Source organism: Cupriavidus sp. SW-Y-13, assembly GCF_009793345.1.
In the GTDB taxonomy this organism is placed as follows: Bacteria; Pseudomonadota; Gammaproteobacteria; order Burkholderiales; family Burkholderiaceae; genus Cupriavidus.
This window is the reverse complement of the sequence record NZ_WHLX01000002.1, coordinates 167,282-183,577: the sequence shown is the minus strand read 5'-3', so window position 1 is coordinate 183,577 and position 16,296 is coordinate 167,282. Positions and strand designations below refer to the sequence as shown.

General features: G+C 64.3%; 14 protein-coding genes and 1 tRNA gene. 5 read left to right on the top strand and 10 right to left on the bottom strand.

Going from position 1 to position 16,296, the window contains the following annotated elements; all coding sequences use genetic code 11:
- The first annotated feature begins 69 nt into the window (after positions 1–69).
- Complete coding sequence (locus tag GA566_RS16795) at positions 70–882, top strand: MipA/OmpV family protein (RefSeq protein ID WP_237380435.1); 813 nt, start codon at positions 70–72, stop codon at positions 880–882.
- 16 nt (positions 883–898) lie between these two features.
- On the opposite strand, the gene GA566_RS16790 is transcribed toward GA566_RS16795, so the two are convergent.
- The gene (locus tag GA566_RS16790; RefSeq protein ID WP_160473426.1) at positions 899–2,086 is read right to left on the bottom strand and encodes an FAD-dependent monooxygenase; all 1,188 of its coding nucleotides are present in this window, start codon (positions 2,084–2,086) and stop codon (positions 899–901) included.
- A 362-nt stretch (positions 2,087–2,448) separates the two neighbouring features.
- Here GA566_RS16790 and GA566_RS16785 point away from each other — a divergent pair, with 362 nt between their 5' ends.
- The 3 genes from GA566_RS16785 to GA566_RS16775 all read left to right on the top strand — a co-directional run bounded on the left by GA566_RS16785 (position 2,449) and on the right by GA566_RS16775 (position 3,795).
- A complete protein-coding gene (locus tag GA566_RS16785; protein ID WP_137925613.1) occupies positions 2,449–3,156 on the top strand; it encodes a hydrolase in 708 nt (235 codons plus the stop codon).
- A 153-nt stretch (positions 3,157–3,309) separates the two neighbouring features.
- Positions 3,310–3,386: transfer RNA gene (locus GA566_RS16780), tRNA-Val, on the top strand.
- A 76-nt stretch (positions 3,387–3,462) separates the two neighbouring features.
- Positions 3,463–3,795 carry a DUF2322 family protein gene (locus GA566_RS16775; RefSeq protein ID WP_137925614.1) on the top strand — a complete coding sequence of 111 codons (333 nt, stop codon included), beginning with the start codon at positions 3,463–3,465 and terminating at the stop codon, positions 3,793–3,795.
- A 33-nt stretch (positions 3,796–3,828) separates the two neighbouring features.
- Here the strand turns inward: GA566_RS16775 and GA566_RS16770 are convergent, their stop codons facing one another.
- The 9 genes from GA566_RS16770 to GA566_RS16730 all read right to left on the bottom strand — a co-directional run bounded on the left by GA566_RS16770 (position 3,829) and on the right by GA566_RS16730 (position 13,743).
- Positions 3,829–4,122 (bottom strand): GYD domain-containing protein, encoded by a 294-nt coding sequence (locus GA566_RS16770; RefSeq protein WP_137925615.1) that lies wholly within the window; start codon positions 4,120–4,122, stop codon positions 3,829–3,831.
- A gap of 310 nt (positions 4,123–4,432) precedes the next feature.
- On the bottom strand, positions 4,433–5,197 hold the full coding sequence (locus tag GA566_RS16765; protein WP_160473425.1) for a hypothetical protein: 765 nt from the start codon (positions 5,195–5,197) through the stop codon (positions 4,433–4,435).
- Positions 5,198–5,220: 23 nt separating this feature from the next.
- A complete protein-coding gene (gene aspT / locus GA566_RS16760) occupies positions 5,221–6,918 on the bottom strand; it encodes an aspartate-alanine antiporter (protein WP_137925617.1) in 1,698 nt (565 codons plus the stop codon).
- Positions 6,919–7,153: 235 nt separating this feature from the next.
- Positions 7,154–7,291: a hypothetical protein gene (locus tag GA566_RS16755; RefSeq protein WP_160473424.1), complete on the bottom strand. Its 138-nt coding sequence runs from the start codon at positions 7,289–7,291 to the stop codon at positions 7,154–7,156.
- Positions 7,292–7,357: 66 nt separating this feature from the next.
- Positions 7,358–8,503: a hybrid sensor histidine kinase/response regulator gene (locus GA566_RS16750; protein WP_237380434.1), complete on the bottom strand. Its 1,146-nt coding sequence runs from the start codon at positions 8,501–8,503 to the stop codon at positions 7,358–7,360.
- Complete coding sequence (locus GA566_RS16745; protein WP_137925618.1) at positions 8,500–9,099, bottom strand: chemotaxis protein CheB; 600 nt, start codon at positions 9,097–9,099, stop codon at positions 8,500–8,502. The genes GA566_RS16750 and GA566_RS16745 overlap by 4 nt, the downstream gene beginning before the upstream one ends.
- Positions 9,100–9,107: 8 nt before the next feature.
- Entirely contained in the window at positions 9,108–9,953 is an 846-nt protein-coding gene (locus GA566_RS16740; protein WP_160474631.1) for a protein-glutamate O-methyltransferase CheR, read from the bottom strand.
- Positions 9,954–9,991: 38 nt separating this feature from the next.
- On the bottom strand, positions 9,992–13,123 hold the full coding sequence (locus GA566_RS16735) for a response regulator (protein WP_160473423.1): 3,132 nt from the start codon (positions 13,121–13,123) through the stop codon (positions 9,992–9,994).
- A 173-nt stretch (positions 13,124–13,296) separates the two neighbouring features.
- Positions 13,297–13,743 carry an aminoacyl-tRNA deacylase gene (locus tag GA566_RS16730; RefSeq protein ID WP_160473422.1) on the bottom strand — a complete coding sequence of 149 codons (447 nt, stop codon included), beginning with the start codon at positions 13,741–13,743 and terminating at the stop codon, positions 13,297–13,299.
- A 268-nt stretch (positions 13,744–14,011) separates the two neighbouring features.
- Here GA566_RS16730 and katG point away from each other — a divergent pair, with 268 nt between their 5' ends.
- Positions 14,012–16,258: a catalase/peroxidase HPI gene (gene katG, locus GA566_RS16725; protein ID WP_137925621.1), complete on the top strand. Its 2,247-nt coding sequence runs from the start codon at positions 14,012–14,014 to the stop codon at positions 16,256–16,258.
- The last annotated feature ends 38 nt before the right edge of the window (positions 16,259–16,296 follow it).

Here is a 16,296-nt window from a genome sequence, read left to right as displayed (position 1 = left end):
AAAGTCTCAATACCAATCGCGGGGCATCCGTCGCACACTCGTCCGATCCTGACGAATGCCGACATCGCCATGCGCCGATCCCGACTCACCGCCGCGACTTGTGCCCTGCTGCTGGGCGGGATCCCTGGTCACGCAGACGCCACGCCGTTCGACCTGCCCGGCGCGATCCCCAACATGGTCGGCCTCGGCATCGGTTCCACCACGGAATACGCAGGCGGCAACGAGCGCATGCTCGGCGTGTTGCCGGGCCTGCGCTACACCACCGACAGCGGACGCCTGCTCGAGTGGTATGGCCCCTACGCGCAATTCAACTTCGGCAACCTGACCGGCTGGCAATACGGCCCTGCCGTATCGCTGCGGCTCGGTCGCAAGGATGTCGACGATCCCGTGGTATCGCGCATCCACGAGATCGATACCACCGTGGAAGCCGGTGGCTACATCGGCTACGAATACATCGCGAGCGGCGCGATTCCGTACCGTCTGCGCGGCGGTGTCAACGTGATGACCAATGCCGGGATCGAATATGGCGGCGTGCGCGTGAACGCCACGGGCACGGCATGGCTGCCCGTCAGCCGCCGCGCATTCCTCGGCGCGGGTATCGGGCTGACATGGGTCAGCCGCAGCTTCAACCAGACCTATTTCGGTGTGACGCAAGCGGACAGCACCGCCAGCGGCCTGCCCATCTACAGCCCCGGTGGCGGACTGGAGCAATACACGGGATGGCTGGCCGCGATCTACCAGATCGACAAGCACTGGTTTGCCGGCGCGATGATCTACATGCAGCGCATTGCCGGCGACGCTGCCGACAGTCCCATCGTCAGCCAGCGCGGCACGCGCAATCAAATCACGTATGGGGCGGGGATTGCGTATGCGTGGAAGTAGGTAGCGTTCAAACCCCTCACGCCAACTGCGCCACCGCCCCACCCATGATGCGGCGTCCCAGCGTGATGCCCCAGCGCACCAGTTGCCTGTCCGCAGGAAGCTGGCCCGCCTCGAACTCCGCAAGTCCCACGTCGATCCGGTTGGCGTTGCCGCCGGTACGCAATGCCTCGGCCAGCGCCAGTGCGTTGGCCGCTGCCTTGCCCGCACCGGCACCGGTGTGTGGACGCGCGACGAATGCAGCATCGCCGATCAGCACCACCCGGCCGAACACCATGCGTGGCGCCTCGTAGTCCTGAATCAGTTGGAGGAACGGATCGGGCGTCGCGGTGACGAGGCTGGCGAGATGCGGCGCCAGCAGGTCACGTGCGTCGTGCTGCAGCGTCCGGACCTCGGCGTCGCGCATCGCGCCGGGAGGCAGCGAGTGCGTGTGCTGCTGGCCCTGCCGATCGCGCAGCACCGCATCGAGCATGGCGCCCTGGGCCACCGGGCGATACCAGACCCAGTTCTGGCGGCGCTCGCCAATGCGCACGCTGCCATCCTCGCCTGGAATCGCATAGGTCAGGAATTGATGACCACGCCCGTCCTGAAAGGCGAACGTGCCCTGCAACAGGTCATGCGCGCCTTCAGTAAGCGCCCGCTCCGGCAGCACGCCGCGCCACGCCGCGTATCCGGCATAGCGTGGCGCGGCGCCCGGCAACACCTGGCTGCGCACGGCCGACAACGGACCGTCCGCGGCCACCAGCAGATCACCCCGTTCCTCGCGGCCCGATGCGAACCGCACGATGACATGGCGGCCCGCGCCGGACCCTTCCTCGCGGAACGACACGAACGTCTCGCCCGCGTGCAGCGTGGCGGGGTCCACGGCTTGCCGCAGCCGTTGATAGAGCCCGTTCCAAGCGATCTGTGTCTGCGGCATGTACATGCGGCGCACCGAGCCGTTGCGCGAGACGAAGGTGCGATCGCGCGACGGCACGCCGAAGTCCGATCCGGCATGGATGCCCGCGAACTCCAGCGCGGCTTCCACGGGCGGTTGCAGCACCAGTCCGCCGCCACGGCTATCCAGTGCCTGGGGCGAGCGCTCGAAGACCTGCACGTCCCAGCCGGCCGCGCGCAGGCAGACCGCCGCAAGCAGGCCGCCCAGCGAACCACCAACGACGATGGCCTTCGGGGCTGGTGGAGTGTTGAACGAAAGCGACTGGGCCATGGCTGCAAGCTCCTTGCACGATGAGTGGGTTGGCGACCGTTGCCGCCAGAGTGATGTCATCGTAGGCGCCGTCGTAGGGTGGATACCATCGCGCACTCGTTGGCGCGGTCTCACACCTATGTATGACCCAATCCCCTTTTTCCCTGCTGCCCGGATGTCTTTTAGCCTTTCGCTATGGATTCAATAAATTTGAACAACTATGACAGCGAACCCCGGTTTTTCTCCGGCGGGGCCACCGCTATAGTTCAACCCATGGACAGCGCAGCCACGCAACGAAGCGAAACGAAGCCAACGAAGCGAAGCCAGCGCTGCCCGATAAAACCTCAAACTTATTGAACACCTTTTTATACCGGAGAATCACCATGTCGAACGCCAACAACGCCAAGCTGGAAGTCCTGACCCCGCGCAACAGCCAACTGATCTTCATCGACCACCAGCCGCAAATGGCCTTCGGTGTGCAGTCGATGGACCGCCAGACCATGAAGAACAACGTCGTGGGCCTGGCCAAGGCAGCCAAGATCTTCGACGTGCCGACCACGATCACCACCGTCGAGAGCGAATCGTTCTCCGGCTATACCTACCCCGAACTGCTCGACGTCTTCCCCGGCAAGGAAACGCTCGAACGCACCTCGATGAATTCCTGGGATGACCAGAAGGTGCGCGACGCACTGGCCGCGAATGGCCGCAAGAAAATCGTCGTCGCCGGTCTGTGGACCGAAGTCTGCAACACCACGTTTGCCCTGTGCGCCATGCTCGAAGGTGACTACGAGATCTACATGGTGGCCGATGCCTCCGGCGGCACCACCAAGGAAGCGCACGACTATGCGATGCAACGCATGATCCAGGCTGGCGTGGTGCCGGTGACGTGGCAACAAGTGCTGCTCGAATGGCAGCGTGACTGGAAGAACAAGGAAACGTACGACGCCGTGACGAGCCTGGCCAAGGAACACTCGGGCGCCTACGGCATGGGCATCGACTACGCCTATACGATGGTCCACAAGGCCGCGCAGCGTACGCAGACGACGCACGAGTCGATCGCCCCGGTGCATGCGCCGGTGATCGAACGCTGACATGAAAAACGGCGCCCTTCTCCTGGGATGCTGGCTGGCAGTCAGCATGTCCAGCGCAGCCGCAGCGGCCCTCGTCGCCCAGACGCTGGCCGCGTGATGAAAAGAAATGCTTGCGCTCCGGCCAAGGTCTAGATAGAATTCGCGCCTTCTTACAGGCTCGTAGCTCAGCTGGTTAGAGCACCACCTTGACATGGTGGGGGTCGTTGGTTCGAGTCCAATCGAGCCTACCAACGCATCACGCAGACACGGACGGTCCATCGCGGACCGTCCGTTTTTGTTTGTCTTCTCGAAACACGGAGTGCTTCCATGATCCAGCCCGGCAACGTATTCAAGGACAACCTCGCGCAACTGCCCGCCATCGACGGCATTGCCCGGATCGACCTGGTAGACACCGCCGGCGCCGTCGTGGCCAGCATCGAGAATGTGCAGGGCAAGCAGGGTTCGCTCGCCGTGTACAACTATCTGCAGCAGGCGTTCGGCACGCTCGACGCACGCGCTGCAGAGCACGCCCTGGCCGTCTTCGCCGAACACACCGCCGATGCACGCAACCGTCCGGGTGCCCATCCCAATGTGGATCGCCTGCTGGCGATCGCCGGCGGTGCCGAAGCGCTGAAGATCGTCGTCATTCAGAAGGGCTGAGCCCCCTCTTCCCGCCCTTCTCTGCAGTACCGCTCAGCGCATCTTTCCAATGATGGCCTGCATTTCATCTGCATCGAATGCGCGCAGCGTCTGGGTATGCACGTTGCCCTGAGCGGCAATGGTCAGGCCGAAGGCGGTGACCGCGGCATCGTCGGGTCCTTCCATCGTCAGTACTACGTCATATTTGCCTAGCGTCCAGAGGACATCCGTGACCTTGACGCCAAATTGCCCGGCGGCTTCCCTGACGGCAGCCGCACGTTTGGTGGTCTCCTTGACCGTACGGACCCCCTGGTCCGTAAAGGTTGCGAGCACGATATAGCGGGACATGTTGAACCTCCGACAAAATGGAATCGGGCGCCGTTGGCCGGAGGCCAGCGGTGGTTCAGCGTTTCCGGGCGACCAAGGCACGCGAAGGCCGCGCGCAACGTTTCCCGGTTCGATATCGGCCAGATGTGCGCCTCGTGAAGACAGTCGCACGGGAACCCTGAGCAATCCCGTCACGATGCAATTTGCGCGCCACAGCAAGCAGGGCGCGGCCTGACGGCCGGACACGTCGCCATAGCCGCGCGCAGCGGCACGGGACGTTGCAGAAGTGAAACTGCGGAAATGCGGCGCAAGTGAGACGCGGATGCAGCACCTACTTTTTTAGCGACGCCTCAAGACTCAACAGGTTCAGCGGCGCCACGCGTATCAGTCCGCCGCGCGGACTGTCGATATCCGAGATCAGCGCCAGCGACAGCGACACCGTCAATGGCAGCACCACGATCAGCACCGCCTTGACGTGGCTGCCGCGCATGCCATAGCCCTGCATCATGTTGCTGAAGAACGCGATGGCGATCATCAGGCACCACGCGGCCACCGGAATCCGGTTGATCCACGCCGCCTCCGTATAGCCCTGCGAATTGATCACGTCATTCATGCCTGACACCACTAGCCCGGTGATCGGATTGGGCTTGTCGCGCGCCACGTCGCGCACCGTCTTCCACATCTCGTCTTCGATACGCGCCGTCGCCACCGCGATCTCGCTTAGTTCGTCCTTGTCGCGCGTGCGGTAATAGATGATGCGCTGGTCCAGGTACTGGATCAGCAGCGCCTTCACCTTGTCTGCCTCCGGTCCCTCGATCAGATCCGCGCGCAGATACTCGGTGCCAATCGCGTTGGCCTCCTCTTCCTCAAGGTTCTTGCGTTGGTCATAACGGCCCACTGCCATCGACAGCGTGAAGCCGATCAATAGCGCCAGCAGCGTCAGTGTGGCGCCCTGCACCAGGTTGAAATCGTCGCGATTGTCGCCGGGTACCGGATAGATCCGGCGCAGAACCACTGCGCCAAGCGCCGTGGCAATCGCCATCAGCACGATCAACACCACGAACAGGATGGCGGGATGCGCAATCAGTGGATTCATGAAGTCCTCGTACGTGCGACGCGTTACTGCATGCCGTGGGCCAACGCGATGATGATCGGCCCCAGCACCGGCAGCATGACGTTGGCGATGGCATAGGTCACCGTGTAGCCCAGCAGCGGCACCGAACTCTGGCTGGACGCCATGATCGCGCTGATGGCCGGCGTGCTCACATGCTGGCCGGCAATTGCACCCACCAGCAGCGGGCCCTCGATCTTGAGCACCTTGTGTCCGATCCACAGTGACAGGCAAGCCGGCCCCAGCGACACCGCCAGCCCGATCAGCGGCAGCACCAGACCATGCTCGCGGATCAACGAGATCGCAGCCGGGCCAGCAGAAAGCCCCACGCACGCCACGAATACCGCCAACCCCAGATCCTTCAGCAACTGCACGGCAGCCGCAGGCATATCGCCAATGGTAGGGCGCTTGAAGTGAATCCATCCGAAGACCAGCCCGCTCAGCAGCGCGCCGCCGCCACTGCCCAGCGTCAGCGGAATGCCGCCCACGTTGAGCGTCAGGCTGCCCACGACCAGCCCGATGAGGATGCCCGCACACAGGAACACGAGGTCGGTGACATCGGTCGTGCGGACTTCGGTGCCGAGTTCCTGCCCGGCCGCCGACAGCGCCGGTTCCACGCCGACCAGCGTCACGCGGTCACCATGCTGCAGCCGCGTGGCCCGCGTGATCGGCAGGCTCATGCCGGAGCGCACGATCTGCTGCACCCAGGCGGTACGGATATGACGCTGCGTGGCCGCGTGCGCCAGTTCGCCGAGCGTGCGGCCATTGACGGCAGGCTTGCGCACGATGATGTGTTGCTCGCCAAGTTGCAGGGCATCGGCATGGCCGGGCGGCAGCAACACTTCGGGACCGATCAGGTCGCCCGCTTTCAGCAGCCTGTCCCGCACACCGATCACGGCGGCGATGTCGCCGGCTTCGAGCACCTGCTCCGGCGTTGGCTCCACCTGCTCGCCATGCCGGAACACGCTGATCAGCAACGTGCGCCCGCCAATGCGGGTCTCCAGCCCGTTGATCGTCATCCCCGCCGCCTGCTCCACGCGGTACGAGCGCCCCACGAGGCGAGGCAACGCCGGATGCGTGGCCACATCGTCATCCGAGGCGGCTTCAAGCCGTGTGGCCAACTCCTTCGACGCTTCCTTGAGGTTGATGCGCAGCAGTGCCGGAGCGATCTGACTGGTGAAGAAGACGATGCTGATGAGCCCGACGAGATAGGTCAGCGTATAGGCCGTGGCGATATTGGCTTCCATGCGGCTCACCTCGGCAGGATCGAGGTTCAGGTGCCGCAGCGCCTCGGCTGCCGTGCCAACGACCGCCGATTCCGTGGCCGCGCCCGCCGCCAGCCCTGCCGCCGTGCCGGCGTCCAGCCCGAGCAACGGCACGGCGGCCAGTACCACGGTCAGCACCACCACGGCTTCGATCAGGGGCAGCGCCATGTAGCGCAGGCTCGAACGATTCAGGTTCGCAAAGAACTGCGGCCCGCCCGCGTAGCCCATCGCGAAGATGAACAGGGCAAACGACACTTCCTTGAGTTCGCCGTGCATCTGGCAGCCGGTCTGGCCCAGCAGCAGCGCCACGATCAGCGTGCCGCAGACCCCGCCCAGGCGGATAGGTCCGGCCCGCAGCATACCAATCAGGTAACCCAGCCCCACCGTGATGAACAGCACGGCCATGGGCACGGCGTTGAAGAATCCGACGGAACATTGCATGGCGGGGGCGCGCGGGGCGAACGACCGGTTTTTGGGCGCATGGGCGGCGAACTGACCAGCTATCGTGCCCCATTCGCCCCTGCGCGCGCCTGCGTCAAAGAAAATTTCATATCGGAGTCAGAAATCTTCAATACCGGCGAATTGGCCTTGTCCTTGCCCTTGGCCTTGCTCTTTCCCTTTGCCAATCCTCACCACACCGTGCAAACCTTACAGGCAGCGGATTTGCCGCCAATGGCTACCAGAACGTGGCCGCGTAGCCCACGACGATCAGTGCGATCGCGATCAGGAATATCGGATGCGTCCATGTATAGCGCCGGTTGCCGCGCAGGCGCTGCATTTTCTCTTCACGGTTCTGCACGTCGTCTTGTTGCATGCGATCTCCCGAAGTGGATGGTTTCCGGTTCAGGAGCGCAGGATGCGTGCCATGTCCCTTGCGCCGTCAGGCACGAATCGCGCGCTGCGCCGAGCAGCATTCGCGCGGCAGCGTTACCGTGAACGTGGTCAGGCCACGCTCGGGCGATGAAACGGCCTCCACCGTCCCGCCATGCAGCACCACAAGCTCGCGCGTGATATAGAGGCCGAGGCCGAGCCCTTCGGAGTTGCCGCTGGGTGCCGCACGTCCCGGCCCGGAGCGGAAGGCGTCGAAAATATGCGGCAGCGTGGCGGCATCGATCACGCCGCCGTTGGTCACCGACATCACCACGTGATCGCGCGCAGTGCCATCCACGCGCACGGCAATGGGCATCGAAGCATCGCCGTGCTGCATGGCGTTGCCCACCAGGTTCTGCAGCACCTGCGCGATCAGGCCGCCGTCCACACGCACCCGCGTATCGCCTGTGGTGTCCAGCGTCATGCAAGGCTGGCCGCGCGATGCCTCGCACTCGTCGACGATGGCCGCGCAGATGGCGCGAAGGTCTTCGTCCTGCGGCATCAGTTCCACACGGCCGCCATGCAGGCGCGCCACGTGCAGCAACTGATCCACCATGCGCGCCATGCGCTGGCCGCTGCGCGCAATGCGGTCCGTGGCGGGCCGGATCTTTTCTTCGCCGCCAAAGCGGCCCAGGAACGAGGCCGATGCGATGATGGCAGACAGTGGCGTGCGCAGGTCGTGTGCGAGCACTGCCATCAGCATCTCGTTGGTCTTCAGCAGTTGCTGCGCGGCTTCGAGTTGCTCGGCCAGTTGCAGCTTCTGCTGCGCGAGCTGCACGAACACATCCACCTTGGCCGACAGTACACGCGCGTCGATCGGCTTGAAGAGGAAATCCACCGCGCCCGTGGCATAGCCGCGGAACGCACGCTGGCTATCTTCCCCTGCAGCCGTCAGGAACAGGATGGGAATATGGCTGGTACGCTTGCTGCCGCGCATCAATTCGGCCAATTCGAAACCGTCCATCTCGGGCATGTGCACGTCGAGGATGGCCAGCGCGAAGTCGTGATCGAGCAGTACTTCCAGCGCCTGCGCGCCGGAGTTGGCCTGCACGATCTCCACGCCTGGCTTGGCCAGCAGCGCTTCCAGTGCCGTCAGGTTGGCGGCGATGTCATCGACGGCGAGGATCTTGACGGGAGGTTGCATGGTAGGGGTCATTCAATAATGCTGGCCAGCCCGTGGCCAATTTCTTCCAGGTTCAATATGCGTTCCGCCGCGCCACGCGCGATGGCTTCCTGCGGCATGGTGTCCACCTTTGCGCTTTCGGGCGCCTGCACCCACGCCTGCCCGCCGGCTGCCCGGATTGCAGCAAGCCCGCGCGCACCGTCGTCGTTCGCACCGGACAGCAGCACGCCCAGCACCTGCGCGCGCCATGCGATGGCCGCCGATTCGAACAGCACATCGATGGATGGCCGCGAATACCGCACCGGCGGCTCCACTGACAATGCCAGCCGCATGCTGCCCGCTGCGTCGGGGTCTGCTTCCACAAGCAGGTGGTAGTCGGGCGGAGCGAAATAGACATGGCCTGGCAGCACCGCCATCTTGTCGTCGGCCTCGCTCACCGGCAGCGCGCACCGCGCCGTGAACAACTCGGGCAACAGGCTCGGCATGGACGGATGCTGATGCATCACGATGACAATCGGCACACCCAGCCGCGCCGGCAACATCGGCAGCAACGCGGTGAGCGCCTCGATACCACCGGCCGATCCGCCGATCACGACGGCGCTGCAGGGACGCAGGTCGGGGATTGCCATTGCGCGTCTCACACCTTGCGGTAGAGCCGCTCTTGCGCGGCCACCGCTTCGAACGCATCGCCGTGCGCGCTGAAATGCAGGCTCTCCTTGCTGCCCAGCCCGAGAAATCCGCGCCGTGCGAGCGCTTCGCCAAACAAACCGATCGCGCGATCCTGCAGCGGCCGGTCGAAATAGATCAGCACGTTGCGGCAGGAAATCAGGTGCGCTTCCTGGAACACGCTGTCCGTGGCCAGACTATGGTCCGCGAATACCGACTGCCGGATCAGCTGCGAACGGAACTTTGCCTTGCCATAGGCCGCGTGATAGTAGTCCGACAGCGAACGCTTGCCGCCCGCCGCCAGGTAGTTCTCTCCGAAACCACGCAGGCGGCCCGCATCATAGACGCCTGCCCTCGCAACCGCCAGCGCCTCCGGATTGATATCGGTCGCGTAGAACACCGTGCGCGATGCCAGCCCCTCTTCCTCGAACAGGATGGCGAGCGACCACAACTCCTCGCCACTGCTGCACCCGGCCACCCATACATTGACCGAAGGATAGGTCTGCAGTACTGGCACCACATGCTCGCGGATCGCGCGAAAGTAGCTGGGATCGCGGAACATCTCGCTGACCTGCACCGTCAGGTATTGCAGCAATCGGCCAAAGAGCGCGGTATCGCGCAGCATGCGGTCCTGCAGTTGCGATAGCGTGGCCAGATGAAAATCGCGCAACGCCTGCTGCAGCCGCCGACGCAGCGACGCCCGCGAATAGCGCCGGAAATCGTGCTGGTACTTGCGGAAGATCGCTTCGAGCAGCAGTTCCAGCTCGATCTCGAAGTTGGCGTCGGGCAGCAACGTCTCGCCCTCGCTCTCGCCCATGAGATCGGCAGAGGGCGCGGCGCCAGCGATACGCGACTTCAGTTTGCGTGTAGCCATACGCGGCAGAGCGAAAGCAGTTTGTCCACGTCGATGGGCTTGGCGATGTAGTCGTTCGCGCCTGCCTGCAGGCAGGCTTCACGGTCGGACTGCATGGCCTTGGCGGTCAGCGCGATGATGGGCAGGCGTCCGTAGCGCGGCATCTGGCGGATATGGCGCATGGCCGTGATGCCATCCATCTCCGGCATCATGATGTCCATCAGCACCAGGTCCACGTCATCGACCTTGTTCAGCATGTCCAGCGCCTCGCGGCCGCTGCGCGCGATTTCCACGGTGGCGCCCAGTGGCTCGATGACCTTCGACAACGCGAAGATATTGCGCGCGTCGTCTTCCACCAGCAGCAGCTTGCGGCCATCGAACGCATCGTCGCGGCTGCGCGCCGCGCGCAGCATGCGCTGGTGCTCGGGCGGCAGCGACGACTCCACGCTATGCAGGAACAGCGTCACCTCGTCGAGCAGCCGGTCCGGCGAGCGCGCGCCCTTGATGATGATCGATTTCGAATAGCGGCGCAGGCGCTGTTCGTCCTCCGCACTGAGCTGGCGCCCCGTGTAGATGATCACGGGCGGCATGGCGCCGGATTCGGCGTCGGCCATATGGGCCAGCAGATCATGCCCGGTGCCATCCGGCAGCACCATGTCCATCACCACGCAATCGAAGGGCGTGCCGTTCAGCGCGGTCTTTGCGCCGGCCACGCTGTCGGTGGTCACGATCTCGGCATCGAGCGATTTCAGCAGCGCGCGGATGCTCTCCCGCAGCGATGGATCGTCCTCGATCACCAACACGCGGCGCTTGCCCGCCGTCATGCGCGCTTCGAGCCCGCGAATCACCGCCGCGAGCTTGTCTCGCTCGCTGGGCTTGAACGTGTAGCCGATGGCGCCCAGGTGCAGCGCGGCCTCGGCATGGTCGCTGACGGAAACCAGATGTGTGGGAATGTGGCGCGTGGTCGGGTCGCGCTTGAGCCAGTCCAGCAGCGTCAGCCCCGATTGATCGGGTAGCGCCACGTCCAGCAGGATGCCGCATGGCTGATACTGCCGCGCGAGTTCCAGCCCATGCGCCGACGTGGTGGCGTGCAGGCAGTCGAAATCGAGTTCGTGCGCAAGGTCGTAGAGGATGCCCGCGAAATCGGTATCGTCCTCGACCACGAGAATCAGCCGGCTGCCGCGCGTGCGATGGTCGCGGTCATCGGGGATCGGCGCGGGATACCCAGGCTGCACGCGCTCCAGCGGTTCGGTAGCCGGCGCCGGTGCAGGCAGCACCGGACGCGGTGGCGCGGCAACCTGCAGCGGCGGCGCCTGCGTCAGCAAGCCGGCCTGCGTAGACGCATCGGCCATTAGCGTACGCGGCACGGTCAGCGCAAATACGCTGCCCTGCCCTGGCTCGCTGACCACGGTGATTGCACCGCCCAGCAGCCGCGCCAGTTCGCGCGAGATCGACAACCCCAGCCCCGTACCGCCGAATCGACGGCTTGTGGTGCCATCGGCCTGCTGGAATGCCTCGAAGATGACCTGCTGCTTGTCCTTGGCAATGCCGATGCCGGTGTCCCGCACCTCGAAGCGCACCGCATCCTCGCCCTGCGCCGCCAGGGCCAGCGTCACGCTGCCGGTTTCGGTGAACTTGAATGCGTTGGACAGCAGGTTCTTCAACACCTGTTGCAGCCGCTGGCTATCGCTGACGATGGCGTCCGGCACGCCCGGCATGAAATCGATCCTGAACGGCACGCCCTTGTGCTCGCCAATCGGGCCGAACATGTTGTCCAGCGTGCGCGCGAACATGGCCAGTTCCACCGGCTCCGGTTCGATCACCAGATGGCCGGCCTCGATCTTGGAGAGGTCGAGGATATCGTTGATCAGGTTGAGCAGATCGGTATTGGCGGCGTGGATCGTGGCGGCGTAGCGCACCTGTTCGTCGCTGAGCGTGCCCTCCTTGTTCTCCTGCAGCAGCTTGGCCAGGATCAGCGCACTGTTCAGTGGCGTGCGCAGTTCGTGCGACATATTGGCCAGGAACTCGCTCTTGTACTGGTTCGAGCGCTCCAGCGCGCGCGCATTGGCGGCGAGCTCGGCCTGGAAGGTCAGCATCTCGCGCTTCTGCGCTTCCAGCCGCTGCGCATGTTCTTCCAGTTGCACGTTGGTCTGTTCGAGTTCGGCCTGTTGCGCTTCGAGCCTTGCCTGCGAATCCATCAGCGCGCGGCCACGTTCTTCGAGTTCCTCGTTGGAAACACGCAGTTCCTCCTGCTGCACCTGCAATTCCTCGCTCTGGCGCTGTGTCTGGCCGAGCAGCGTTTCAAGCCGGCCACGATACGCCGCCGCGCGCAGCATCATGCCAACCGACTCGCCCATGCGCTCCAGCAGTTCGATCACGTCGGCCGTGTCCCTGCGCATCGATACGAAGCCGAGTTCGATCACGCCCACTACCTCGCCTTCAGCCGTCAGCGGCGCAGCCACAATCTCGTTGGGCGCGGTGCGGCCCAGTGCCGAGGAAATCTGCAGGTAGTCCGAAGGCAATCCGCCCAATGCAATCACGCGATTTTCGGCAACGGCCTGGCCCGCGAGGGTTTCGCCGGGCGACAGCGTTTGCGGCACCGTATCGGCATTGGCCAGCGCCCATGCGGCCACGCGCCGCAACTGATCGCCCTCGGCCAGATAGACCACGCCAACGTGCGCCTCCAGTGTCTGCGCGAGGGCGCGGATCAGCACGTCACCGACATTCCCCGTGGATTGCGCCGTGCGCACCGACTGCAGCACCCGCACCTGCGCGTCCTGCAGCCAGATCACGCGCCGCACTTCGATCTGGGCCACGATGTAGCGATACACCACCACGGCCAGAAACCACACGATGGCAACGCCCATCGTCCGATTGATGACCGAATACAGCACGTTCGACGTGCTGCCGGGCGACAGGTAATACCCGACCGGCACCAGCACGGTCACGGCGGCCGCCGCGATCAGCGGCAGGCGTGCGTTTTCGCCATAAAGCGCCAGGCAGACCGGCACCAGATACAGCACCCATACCGCAAGACCCAGCGGCGTGAGGACATCGATGCCGAACACGATCGCCACCGAGACGGGGACGATGATCGTGCCGAACAGAAAACGGTGCAGGGATGACGGTTGCATACCGACAGGGGCAGTGGATGGGGCGAAATGGGAGAGCGGCGGCCCGAATGACCGACGCTCGACACAGGAATGCGCCTCATCCTACCCTGCGGAGACTGACTTGGATGTCGGTGTCACGCCGACATTTGCTGCGCCGCAGCGACGGGATGCCTGCGGGCAGCGTGTGACGGCGGCTACATGACGCGATGCGAGAAATGCCCGCGCGGCGCATCGGCCATCAGCCGCGCGAACTCGTCCACGTCCATATGGACAAGCTCCCGGTGATCGCCCGCCTCGAAGTAGACATCGTCGTGGCCGAGCAGGCTGTCGTCCAGCCAGGTGAGTGTGCCGTAGGCCGATCCCACCGCAGGTAGCGCATCGGGGCGGCAATCGCGGAATACCTCGCGCACGCCTTCACCATGCGCCAGCGTCAGTTCGCGGCCGGTTTGCGCACGTAGCTCCGAGAGTTTCAGATGGTGCGATGCGGGAATGACGGCGGCGAGATAGCCGCGACTGTCTTCCAGCAACACCATGCGGGCGAGGCGGTCGCGTGGGATGGGCGCCGCCGGCCCCCGATCCACGACGTCATACCGGCTGTCGTTCCTGCCCAGGCACCGTGCCAGTCTGCCAGCGATTGCCATGATAAGAACCTCCGCGCGCTGAAACGCCGCTGTCGTATCGAGTATCGACACTATAGGACACGCATCGGGGCGCGCCCGGCCTGCACATGGTGGGACAAACCCCGAGCCAGGGCTTGTCATAGCGGCGCCCTATCGGGGCGATTACAAAGCTCACATTTGGTTGACGGAAGGTCTCAACTATATTTTTCGTGCGGCGGCCTGCCCGCGCGCGTGGCACCGCATACAGACGGCTGGAACCAGAGGTACATACCCCCCACAGGAGACCTGCATGTCCACAGAAAAGTGCCCGTTCAACCATGCCGCCGGAGGCGGCACCACCAACGAGGATTGGTGGCCCAAGCAGTTGCGGCTCGACCTGCTGAGCCAGCACTCGGACAAGACCAATCCCCTGGACAAGGAATTCGACTACGCCAAGGCGTTCAAAAGCCTTGACCTCGCGGCGGTGAAAAAAGACCTGACCGCCCTGATGACCGATTCGCAGGACTGGTGGCCGGCCGACTTCGGCCACTATGGCGGCCTGTTCATCCGCATGGCGTGGCACAGCGCCGGCACCTACCGCATCGGCGACGGACGCGGAGGCGGCGGACGTGGCCAGCAGCGCTTTGCACCGCTCAACAGTTGGCCGGACAACGTGAGCCTGGACAAGGCGCGCCGGCTGCTATGGCCGATCAAGCAGAAGTACGGCCAGAACATCTCGTGGGCCGACCTGCTGATCCTGAGCGGCAACGTGGCATTGGAATCCATGGGCTTCAAGACGTTCGGCTTTGCCGGCGGACGCGAGGACACGTGGGAGCCGGACCGCGACGTCTACTGGGGCAATGAAAAGACCTGGCTCGGCGGCGATGTGCGCTACGGCAAGGGCGCCGCCGGCAAGGACGACGACCAGGCCGTGCTGGTGGCGGACAAGGACATGCACGGCAAGGAAGTCAGCCGCACCGATCCGGGCCGGAACCTGGAGAATCCCCTGGGCGCGGTGCAGATGGGCCTGATCTATGTAAATCCGGAAGGCCCCGATGGCAATCCTGATCCGCTGGCAGCGGCCTATGACATCCGCGATACCTTCGGCCGCATGGCGATGGACGACGAGGAAACCGTCGCGCTGATTGCAGGCGGCCATACCTTCGGCAAGACGCACGGTGCCGGCACACCCGATCACGTCGGTAACGAACCCGAGGGCGCGGATCTCGAACTGCAGGGCTTCGGGTGGCACAGCACCTTCGGCACCGGCAAGGGCGCCGATACCATCACCAGCGGCCTGGAAGTCACGTGGAGCAACACCCCGACCAAATGGGGCAGCGGCTTCTGGGACAACCTGTTCGGCTTCGAGTACGAGTTGACCAAGAGCCCGGGCGGTGCCAACCAATGGGTGGCCAAGGACGCCCCCGAGACCGTACCGCACGCCTATGACCCGGCGAAGAAGCTCAAGCCGACAATGCTGACCACGGACCTGTCGCTGCGCTTCGATCCGATCTACGAAAAAATCTCGCGGCGCTTTGCAGCAAACCCCGCCGAGTTCGCCGACGCCTTCGCACGGGCATGGTTCAAGCTGACCCACCGTGACATGGGTCCACGCGCGCGCTATCTCGGCCCGGAAGTCCCGAAGGAAGAACTGCTCTGGCAAGACCCGATCCCGGCCGTCGACCATCCGCTCGTCAACGACCAGGACGTGGCTGCGCTCAAGCAGAAGATCCTGGCGTCGGGCGTATCGCTCTCCGATCTCGTCAAGACCGCATGGGCGTCGGCCTCCACGTTCCGTGGCTCCGACAAGCGCGGCGGCGCCAACGGTGCACGTATCCGGCTGGCTCCGCAGAAGGACTGGACCGCGAACGATCCGGCGGAACTCGGCAAGGTGCTCGACAAGCTGACCGGCATCCAGGGCGAGTTCAATGCGGGAGGCAAGAAGATCTCGCTGGCAGACCTGATCGTGCTGGGCGGGAATGCCGCCATCGAGAAGGCCGCCGAGAAAGCCGGCAAGAAGGTCACCGTACCCTTCTCGCCGGGCCGGATGGATGCCTCGCAGGAGAAGACCGATGTGCAGTCGATGGGCGCGCTCGAACCCGTGGCCGATGCGTTCCGCAACTACATCAACCCGCGCGTCCGTGTGCCGGCCGAGCACATGATGATCGACAAGGCGCAACTGCTGACCCTGACCGCCCCGGAGATGACCGTGCTGATCGGCGGCCTGCGTGTGCTGAACGTCCATAGTGGGCCGGATGCCCACGGCGTGCTCACCGACCGGCCCGAAACGCTGACCAACGACTTCTTCCGCAACCTGCTCGACATGAGCGTGGAGTGGAAACCGAAGTCACGCGATGTGTTCGAAGGCCGCGACCGCAAGACCGGCCAGGTCAAGTGGACCGGCTCGCGTGTGGATCTGGTGTTCGGATCGCACTCGCAGCTTCGCGCGCTGAGCGAGGTCTATGCGAGCCAGGACGGCGAGGCGAAGTTCGTCAACGACTTTGTTGCCGCATGGGCAAAGGTGATGGATCTGGATCGGTTTGATTTGAGGGTGTGAGGGGCTGTTAGGAACGCGATAGTCCCGTAATTTCGCTA

Bases quoted from the DNA above. Each gene is read 5' to 3' on its own strand.
- GA566_RS16745 (WP_137925618.1), bottom strand. From the start codon at position 9,099: ATGGCAATCCCCGACCTGCGTCCCTGCAGCGCCGTCGTGATCGGCGGA.
- GA566_RS16785 (WP_137925613.1), top strand. From the start codon at position 2,449: ATGTCGAACGCCAACAACGCCAAGCTGGAAGTCCTGACCCCGCGCAAC.
- GA566_RS16730 (WP_160473422.1), bottom strand. From the start codon at position 13,743: ATGGCAATCGCTGGCAGACTGGCACGGTGCCTGGGCAGGAACGACAGC.
- GA566_RS16790 (WP_160473426.1), bottom strand. From the start codon at position 2,086: ATGGCCCAGTCGCTTTCGTTCAACACTCCACCAGCCCCGAAGGCCATC.
- GA566_RS16765 (WP_160473425.1), bottom strand. From the start codon at position 5,197: ATGAATCCACTGATTGCGCATCCCGCCATCCTGTTCGTGGTGTTGATC.
- aspT (WP_137925617.1), bottom strand. From the start codon at position 6,918: ATGCAATGTTCCGTCGGATTCTTCAACGCCGTGCCCATGGCCGTGCTG.
- GA566_RS16750 (WP_237380434.1), bottom strand. From the start codon at position 8,503: ATGACCCCTACCATGCAACCTCCCGTCAAGATCCTCGCCGTCGATGAC.
- GA566_RS16735 (WP_160473423.1), bottom strand. From the start codon at position 13,123: ATGCAACCGTCATCCCTGCACCGTTTTCTGTTCGGCACGATCATCGTC.
- katG (WP_137925621.1), top strand. From the start codon at position 14,012: ATGTCCACAGAAAAGTGCCCGTTCAACCATGCCGCCGGAGGCGGCACC.
- GA566_RS16775 (WP_137925614.1), top strand. From the start codon at position 3,463: ATGATCCAGCCCGGCAACGTATTCAAGGACAACCTCGCGCAACTGCCC.
- GA566_RS16755 (WP_160473424.1), bottom strand. From the start codon at position 7,291: ATGCAACAAGACGACGTGCAGAACCGTGAAGAGAAAATGCAGCGCCTG.
- GA566_RS16770 (WP_137925615.1), bottom strand. From the start codon at position 4,122: ATGTCCCGCTATATCGTGCTCGCAACCTTTACGGACCAGGGGGTCCGT.
- GA566_RS16740 (WP_160474631.1), bottom strand. From the start codon at position 9,953: ATGGGCGAGAGCGAGGGCGAGACGTTGCTGCCCGACGCCAACTTCGAG.
- GA566_RS16795 (WP_237380435.1), top strand. From the start codon at position 70: ATGCGCCGATCCCGACTCACCGCCGCGACTTGTGCCCTGCTGCTGGGC.